The sequence below is a fragment of the Nocardia tenerifensis NBRC 101015 genome, assembly GCF_000308715.1.
GTDB classification, from domain to species: domain Bacteria; phylum Actinomycetota; class Actinomycetes; order Mycobacteriales; family Mycobacteriaceae; genus Nocardia; species Nocardia tenerifensis.
This window is the reverse complement of record NZ_BAGH01000488.1, coordinates 1-3,300: the sequence shown is the minus strand read 5'-3', so window position 1 is coordinate 3,300 and position 3,300 is coordinate 1. Positions and strand designations below refer to the sequence as shown.

The following is a 3,300-nucleotide window of genomic DNA, read 5'->3' as shown; positions in this document are numbered from 1 at the left end:
GATTATGAGTCTGCTCACCGTGCAGAACCTGATCGACATCGTGGTGGGCAAAGCGAAGCAGGCCAGTGACGCGGCCTGAGCCGGCGCCGCGGCTGCACGGACGGGTCGCGCTGGTCACCGGCGCATCCCGGGGCATCGGGCGGGCCACCGCCCTGCGGCTGGCGGCCGAAGGCGCGAGTGTCGCGGTGAATTACCGCGCGGGCGCCGCCGCGGCGGGCGAGGTCGTCGCCGAGATCGAGGCGGGCGGCGGCAAGGCGGTGGCGATCGCCGCCGACGTGGGTGACGCGGACGCGGCGCGGCGGCTGATCGAGCAGGCGGTCGCCGATCTGGGTGGGCTCGACATTCTGGTGAACAACGCCGGAATCGCCCGCGACGGATTGATCTTCAATCTCGCGCCGGAGGACTGGGCCGAGGTGATGCGGACGAACTTCGGCGGCGTCTTCAACTGCACCAAGGCCGCGATGAGCCACTTCATGGCACAGCGCGACGGTGTCATCGTGAACGTCTCCTCGGTGATGGGAGAGGCCGGCTGGATCGGCGAGTCGAACTACGCCGCCTCCAAGGCGGCGATCAACTCCTTCACTCGGTGCAGCGCACTCGAGCTGGCGCGCTTCGGTATTCGGGTCAACGCGGTGTTGCCCGGTTTCACGCCGACCGACCTCGTCGCCGGGCTGGTCGCCAAGGACGGCGGGCGCACGATCAAACAGCAGATCCCCTGTCGCGAGTTCGCGAGCCCGGAGCAGGTGGCCGATGTCGTCACTTTTCTCGCCGGACCGAATTCCGCGTACATGACCGGTTCCCTGCTGCGGGTCGACGGCGGCGCCGGCGCCGCCCTCGGTCTCGGCCGCCCCAAACTGTGAGGAACACCGACGTGCGTTTTCATCTCGTGGACCGAATCGACTCGTGGATCGCCGACCGCGGCATCCGCGCGCGCAAGCTCACCTCGGCGAGCGAAGAGTTCTGGCGACGCCAGCCCGACGGGCGGACGATCATGCCCGCGCCGCTGATCCTCGAGGCGCTCTGCCAGGCCGGGACCTGGCTGGTGATGTTGAGCAGCGACTACGACAGGCGAGCCGCGCTGCTCTCGATCGAACGGGCGGATTTCGAATCCGATGTGGTCCCGGGCGATGTGCTCGTCATCGACGGCACCGTCGTCTCGCAGTCGGCGGAGCGTGCCGTCCTCGACGGCACGGTCACGGTGGGCGAGCGCAGAGTGCTGACCGCGACCGGCATCATGTGCGTGCTGATGGCCACCGACCGCCTCGACGATCCCGCCGCGGTCCGCGCACACGGCGAGCAGTTGCTCGGCGGTGTCCGATGAGAAGGGTCGCCATCACCGGAATAGGCGCGGTCACGCCGCTCGGGCACACCGCGAGCGACACGTGGGACGCGCTCGTCGCCGGGCGCAGCGGCATCGGCCCGCTGACCACCTTCGACACCTCGACCTTCGACGTGCGGATCGGCGGCCAGGTCCGCGACTTCCGAGCTGCCGAGGGCGTCGATCGTCGCCTGGCCCGGGTCGGACAATATGGTGTCGCCGCGACCAGGGAGGCTCTGGCCGTCGCGGGCATCACCGCGGCGACGTACACACCGGCCGACCGCGGCGTCGCGATCGGTGGCAGCGTCGGTCGTCCCGAGTTGCAAACGGTGGTGGACGTCGCCCAACTGCGGGAAAGCACCGGCGCCCGGCAGATCTATCGGCATGCGCCCCGAGATGTGCTGTACCGCAACCAGAATGCGGCGGTGGCGGCCATCGCCGACGTCGCCGACGCCGCCGGTCCGATGATCAGTGTCAGTACCGCGTGCGCCGGCTCCGGGCACGCCATCGGCGAGGCGTTTCGCCACATTCAGGAAGGCGACGCCGCGATGATGGTCGCGGGCGGCATGGACACCCTGACCACCTGGATGGACGTCCTCGGCTTCAGCCTCCTCGGCGCGCTGACCACGGAGTACAACGATCGGCCCGGGCAGGCGTCACGCCCGTTCGACGCACGGCGATCCGGCTTCGTGATCGGCGAGGGAGCCGTTGTCGTCGTTCTCGAGGAGATGTCGGCGGCGCGCGCACGCGGTGCCGGTGTACTGGCCGAGTTGCTCGGTTACTCCTCGACACTGAACGCGTACCGCATCACCGACTCTCCGCCCGACGGCGGCGGCGCGATACCGGCGATGGCGAACGCACTGGCGGACGCGCGGGTCGCGCCCGGCGACATCGACTACGTGGTCGCGCACGGCACCGGCACACTCGGCAACGACCTCTCCGAAACCGTCGCCGTACGAACCGTTTTCGGTGAGCACGCCGACCGATTGGTGCTCAGCTCGCCCAAATCGATGACCGGCCACCTCACCTCGGGCGCCGCGGCCCTCAACGTGCTGGCAGCGGTAGGCGCCCTGCGCACGTCGACGGTGCCGCCGACCATCAATCTCGACTACCCCGATCCGAAACTGGATCTCGACTACGTGCCGAACATCGCGCGATCCATGCGAGTCGACACCGCGCTGGTGAACGCCTTCGCGTTCGGCGGCACCAACACCTGTCTCGTCGTCGGGAAAGCAGAGGAGTAGGAATGACCGTGCCATTGCCGCCCGGCATCGATCAGATCGTCGCGCTCGAGCCGGGTGTCCGCGCCATCACCATGCGGAATGTGCCCGCCACGCTGTCGGTGTTCGACAGCCACTTCCCACGCTTCCCCGTGCTGCCCGGCGTGCTGGTGCTCGACAGCATGGTGGCCACCGCCGCACTCGTCGTCGCGACGCCCGCGCAGCCATGGCGGCTGTCCTCGATCGGCGTCGTCCGGTTTCGGCACTTCATTCAGCCCGGTGATCAGGTCGACATCCGAGCCGAGCTGCTCGACGGACAGACCGAGTTCCGGGTCGACGCCTCGGTCGCGGACCGGGTGGTCGCCACCTGCCGGTCGCTGACCTTGGCCCGGCTCGCGGTGGAGGCACTGCGATGAGCGAGGTGGTCGTCACCGGGATCGGCCTGATCACCGCGCTGGGCGAGGGCCGCGAGCCCACGTGGCAGGCACTGATCGACGGCCGTACCGGCATCGCGCCGCTGACGGCCTACGACGCCTCCTCGCTGGCCACCAGGCAGGGCGCCCGGCCCGTCGGCTTCGACGCACGACGGTACGTGGAGCGCAAAGCGCGCCGATTCATGACTCCGGTCGACGAATACGCCACGGCCGCAGCGGTTCTCGCCTTGCGCGACGCCGGGCTCGACCGAGCCGGCCTGGACGCCGACCGAACCGCGCTGTTCGCGGGTGGCAACAAGGAGCTGTGCAGACCCGAAGGGGTGGTGGA

The 3,300-nt window shown here is 69.4% G+C and carries 5 protein-coding genes; all 5 read left to right on the top strand.

Features of this window, described 5'->3' with window-relative positions; translation table 11 throughout:
• Positions 1-65 precede the first annotated feature (65 nt).
• Complete coding sequence (locus tag ON39_RS34305) at positions 66-860, top strand: SDR family NAD(P)-dependent oxidoreductase (RefSeq protein WP_051187464.1); 795 nt, start codon at positions 66-68, stop codon at positions 858-860.
• Between the two features lie 11 nt (positions 861-871).
• A complete protein-coding gene (locus ON39_RS34300; protein WP_040740459.1) occupies positions 872-1,321 on the top strand; it encodes a hotdog family protein in 450 nt (149 codons plus the stop codon).
• A complete protein-coding gene (locus ON39_RS34295) occupies positions 1,318-2,562 on the top strand; it encodes a beta-ketoacyl-[acyl-carrier-protein] synthase family protein (protein WP_040740458.1) in 1,245 nt (414 codons plus the stop codon). Before ON39_RS34300 ends, ON39_RS34295 begins: the two co-directional genes overlap by 4 nt.
• 2 nt (positions 2,563-2,564) lie before the next feature.
• Positions 2,565-2,954, top strand: a complete 390-nt coding sequence (locus ON39_RS34290) for a 3-hydroxyacyl-ACP dehydratase FabZ family protein (RefSeq protein WP_040740457.1) — start codon at positions 2,565-2,567, stop codon at positions 2,952-2,954.
• A partial coding sequence (locus tag ON39_RS34285) for a beta-ketoacyl synthase N-terminal-like domain-containing protein (protein WP_040740456.1) occupies positions 2,951-3,300 on the top strand: 350 nt, incomplete at its 3' end. The genes ON39_RS34290 and ON39_RS34285, both read left to right, overlap by 4 nt.

Excerpts from the sequence above, each read along its gene's own strand:
- ON39_RS34295 (WP_040740458.1), top strand. The coding sequence starts at position 1,318 with ATGAGAAGGGTCGCCATCACCGGAATAGGCGCGGTCACGCCGCTCGGG.
- ON39_RS34290 (WP_040740457.1), top strand. The coding sequence starts at position 2,565 with ATGACCGTGCCATTGCCGCCCGGCATCGATCAGATCGTCGCGCTCGAG.